Consider the following 4240-nt stretch of genomic DNA (forward strand, 5'->3'; position numbering starts at 1 on the left):
TCTATATACTCTTTGCTGCTCTTAAAATAGATATTCGGTAAATTTTGATTTATCTCTTTTTATAAACCTTCTTAGGATAGTAATCCTTCTCTATCTTCATAACAAAATAGACCATAAGCCAAATTGTTTCAAAAATAGTCCCAATAATAGGAATAAATACCAAAAGCATATTCTTATAGAAAATACTTGGAATAAGTGGAATCCCTATCAAAATAAACACTACTCCATAAATGATAAATAATCTTCCAACTGCTTTATTAAATCCTCTAACATCTTCAATTTCTGGAATTTCAATATTCGCCCAGAATCCTACTTGTTTCTTAGACATATGATCGTAAATTCCTATCCCTACAAATAACAATCCACAGATTACCCAAATAACAAAGCCCATTATTTCCATATCTATCACCCCTTTTAGGTTTAAATATCTTATTCTATAGAATTTATAATCTCTCTAGCAAAATCAATCAATAACTTAGATTTTTCACCAAAGTTATTTTTATCTATATCGACTTTTCCAATACTAATACCCATTATATTTTTTTCATAATTAGAACAAACATCTCTAACTTCCTCAAAATTAGACTTTCTTCTAAGATATATCCCCTCATCTAAGAATAATTTAGCCTGGATTGTAAAGAAAGTCATTTTATAAAGATCTTTTAACATCTCTATATCCTTAGCATGAAGATAATTATGTGCAGCAGAATGATAAATCATACAGGCACTATCCCTTACTGATTTATCTATATCCTCTAAAGTCACCTTTTCTATTATTTCATCTAAACTACCATAAATCGAAACCGTGTCTATACAGAACTGGAATAATTCACACTTATTCCAATTACTTATCTCATCATATCCAGATACAAAACCGCATAAAATATCTCTATTTTCTATGTTTTTAACACAATTCTCATATCTAACTAAATCTTCAAATTCCATCTTATCTAGAATCATAACGACATCTATGTCACTAGTTTCTCTTGCTTCATTTCTAGCTCGGCTTCCCTGAATTCCAATAAACTTTACTCTATCGCCAAACTCATCTACTACTATATATTTATATCTTTCAATCCAACTTTTAGTCCAATCTGAAAGAAGTTCTCTATTTTCACTATATTTTCTATACATTTTTAAAATCGAAATTTCTTTAGCTTTCAAATCTATCACCTCTTTCAAATTAATAGCTTTTTAAATCAATCTATCTTCTATGTTTAGAATATTTCATATTAGAGTAGTCCCCTTCTTTTTTAGCTTTCTGCTCTTCTATTTCTATATCTACTCTCTTTAAAAAATCCTGTAGTTCCAGATTAAATACTTCCGGTCTTTCTATTTGTAAATTGTGCCCAGCCATATCCACAACAGAAATACTGCATCTTTTGTAGTCTTCTGAAATTTTTAATAAATCTCTATAACCAACACTGTTATCCTGTCTTCCACATAGTATCGTAACTGGCTGATCAAATCTCATATTCTGTACTTTTTCATCAACATCAAATGGGAACCGGTAATTTCTACTAAGCTGATTTAAGAATTTAGAATCAGCTATTTTCAACCCACATAATATTTCATTCTTATATCTTTCATATGTGTACTCATTTACTATTACAGCATTTTTCATAAATTCCTTAAAATCTTCATCATCTTTATTTTCTTCATAGAATTTATCATCCATAAATTTTAGGTTGCTTCTGCTTATATCCATTTTACTATAATCTGACAGTATAAGTGGACATATTAAAAACATTCCATATACTCTGTCCGTAAATCTAGACAATATCCCTCTTGTAAGATATCCTCCATAAGATTCTCCAGCAATCATAAATTTTTCTCCAGCAACTATTACAGAAATAAACTCGCAAAGCATATCCAAGATAGAGTTTGATGAGCTTATCCAACTTGCAGACTCTGATTTACCCATTCCTGGTAAATCTATATATATTCTTTTGTATCCATCATATTTTTCCATAACTGGCTCCATGCAGCCCTTCATAAGCTCTTTATCACATTCAAACCCATGAATCATGAAAAATGGGATACCTTCTCCTATACATTCGTAATGAATATTTATTCCTCTATAATTAAAATACATTGAAACTTTCCCCTTACCATTTAAAATTAAAACCAAATTTAATAATTATAAAACTTACTTGCTCCAAGACATTAAAAATTCTACCTCATCGTTGTCCTCTTCTATATTTTTATCTACAACAACGAATCCTTCCCTTTTATAAAATTCTATTGCCCTCGTATTTTTCTCGTAAACACTAAGATTTAGTTCTTCTCTTTTCTCTTTGATAAAATCTAAAAGACTTTTTCCTATACCTTTAGATTTATTATTACCTTTCACAAATATTCCGGCTATATAATTTTCCATAAGACCTACAAACCCTTTAATTTCTCCGTCTTCCTCAAATACATATAGCTCGGCACTAGGCATCATCTCTTTTACCATATCAAAATTATTTCTCCAATAATTTTCATCGATAAAATTGTGAGCCTCTATGTTGGTATTTACCCAAATTTCCATTATATTATCCAAATCTTTTGATTTATATTCTCTTATATTATCTATTTTCATTTTTCCTAAATATCTCCTAAATTTTTTCTTTATTAATATTTTTTATGTTTAAATAACAACAGTATCACTCTAATCTCTTTAATTATATCATTTGATATAGATTTTTACTATATATTCAGATTATTTTAGAAAGTATTTCATTTGAATTTTAAAATAAAAGGCTATGTTAGCTAACTTTGTGATTAATTATATACAAAATAGGTTATAATATAGACATAAACTACGCTTCAGCTAATTCACAGAAAGGATATCTAATATTATGTCAAAAAAGGATATAAAAGCTATAATAAAAGATTTAAAAAAGAATGAGCTTACAGAATTAATTTCAGTAGCACAAGAAGTATTAAGTACTATATTTAATTCTTCTGAAATTAGAGATAATGTTAAAGAAGGTAGATTTTCCAAGGGATATGAATGTCCAAAATGTCAATGTAAAGATGTAAATAAAAATGGAAAGTCTAACGGAAGACAAAGATATATCTGTAAACGTTGTCGTACAAGTTTTGATGAGTTTACTATGTCTACATTTTCTAATACAAAATTAGGCTTAGATAAATGGCTAAAATACTGTGTGTTAATGATATTAGGGCTTTCTATAAGAAAATGTGCTGAAGAAGTTGGTGTAGGTGTTAAAACCTCTTTTTACATGCGTCATAGAATACTTGATGTAATTAATCTATCATTAAAAAATGACAAAGTTGAAGGAATAGTAGAAGTAGATGAATGCTTTATTAAGGAGTCTTTTAAAGGTAATCATTCTAAAAGTACTACATTTGTAATGCCTAGAAACCCTAGAAAAAGAGGTAAAGGTAAAAATGATAAGAATAAAAGAGGAATATCAAAAGAGCAAATTTGTATAGAGACAGCGATTGATAGAAAAGGAAATATCCTTATGGGTGCAGTTTGTAATGGTAGAATTACAACAAATCAAATAGTTAATTTCTTTGATAATAAAATATGCGAAGGGGCTACTTTTTGCGTAGATTCACATAAATCATATGTGGGAATAAAGGACAAGTTGAATATAGAATTAAAGCAAGTTCCTAGGGGAAAATCAATGATAGACACTGTTTATCATTTACAGCATATAAATGCTCTTCACAGTAGCTTTAAGAGATGGTTAATGACTTTTAATGGCGTATCTACAAAATATATCAATAATTATTTGGCTTGGTTTAAATTTCTACAACTAAGTAAGAAGAATAAAAAGAATGACAGAATTAAAGATATGTTAGTGAATGTAGCTACTAAGGATACATGTATAACTAGAAACACTATTAGAAATAGATTTATTGAGTTAACTTAAAATAAGAAACTTTACTCCAAATTAATTAAACTATTTTATAATTGGAAAATAATAGAATGTTTTGTATAATATAATGAGGTTCGCAATTGTTATATATTGTGAACTTCGATATACTTTACAGTGAATATTATTTATGTTACTATTAAATTTAATAAAACAAGAAAGGAGTTAGATTTATGATAAATTTATATAGAATGATTAATAAATTAAAAATAATAGATACAACTCCTAAATATAATATTATATAACTATATTTAAGATATATCCACTGGTATACTAAAGTGGATTTTTTATTAAGGCGAATTGTCAAGCTAAGTGCAACAGTTTATCATAAAATATCTCGAAGGGTG

5 protein-coding genes are annotated in these 4240 nt (G+C 27.9%); 1 reads left to right on the forward strand and 4 read right to left on the reverse strand.

From position 1 onward, the window contains the following. Positions 1–49: 49 nt before the first annotated feature. The 4 genes from DWX74_RS09680 to DWX74_RS09695 are packed head-to-tail and all read right to left on the reverse strand — an operon-like array spanning position 50 to position 2584. Positions 50–400 (reverse strand): hypothetical protein, encoded by a 351-nt coding sequence (locus DWX74_RS09680; protein ID WP_118549766.1) that lies wholly within the window; start codon positions 398–400, stop codon positions 50–52. A gap of 29 nt (positions 401–429) precedes the next feature. Beyond that, positions 430–1164 (reverse strand): nucleotidyltransferase domain-containing protein, encoded by a 735-nt coding sequence (locus DWX74_RS09685; RefSeq protein WP_118549767.1) that lies wholly within the window; start codon positions 1162–1164, stop codon positions 430–432. Positions 1165–1204: 40 nt separating this feature from the next. Beyond that, a complete protein-coding gene (locus DWX74_RS09690) occupies positions 1205–2095 on the reverse strand; it encodes an alpha/beta fold hydrolase (RefSeq protein ID WP_118549768.1) in 891 nt (296 codons plus the stop codon). 54 nt (positions 2096–2149) lie between these two features. After that, positions 2150–2584 carry an N-acetyltransferase gene (locus DWX74_RS09695; protein WP_118549769.1) on the reverse strand — a complete coding sequence of 145 codons (435 nt, stop codon included), beginning with the start codon at positions 2582–2584 and terminating at the stop codon, positions 2150–2152. Positions 2585–2843: 259 nt separating this feature from the next. Between DWX74_RS09695 and DWX74_RS09700 the strand changes: the two genes are divergently transcribed. Next, positions 2844–3890, forward strand: coding sequence for an IS1595 family transposase (locus DWX74_RS09700; RefSeq protein WP_118549770.1), 1047 nt, complete (start codon positions 2844–2846; stop codon positions 3888–3890). Positions 3891–4240: the final 350 nt, after the last annotated feature.

This window comes from Peptoclostridium sp. AF21-18 (assembly GCF_003478825.1).
In the GTDB taxonomy this organism is placed as follows: domain Bacteria; phylum Bacillota; class Clostridia; order Peptostreptococcales; family Peptostreptococcaceae; genus Peptacetobacter.

Excerpts from the sequence above, each read along its gene's own strand:
- DWX74_RS09680 (WP_118549766.1), bottom strand. The coding sequence starts at position 400 with ATGGAAATAATGGGCTTTGTTATTTGGGTAATCTGTGGATTGTTATTT.
- DWX74_RS09690 (WP_118549768.1), bottom strand. The coding sequence starts at position 2,095 with ATGTATTTTAATTATAGAGGAATAAATATTCATTACGAATGTATAGGA.
- DWX74_RS09695 (WP_118549769.1), bottom strand. The coding sequence starts at position 2,584 with ATGAAAATAGATAATATAAGAGAATATAAATCAAAAGATTTGGATAAT.
- DWX74_RS09700 (WP_118549770.1), top strand. The coding sequence starts at position 2,844 with ATGTCAAAAAAGGATATAAAAGCTATAATAAAAGATTTAAAAAAGAAT.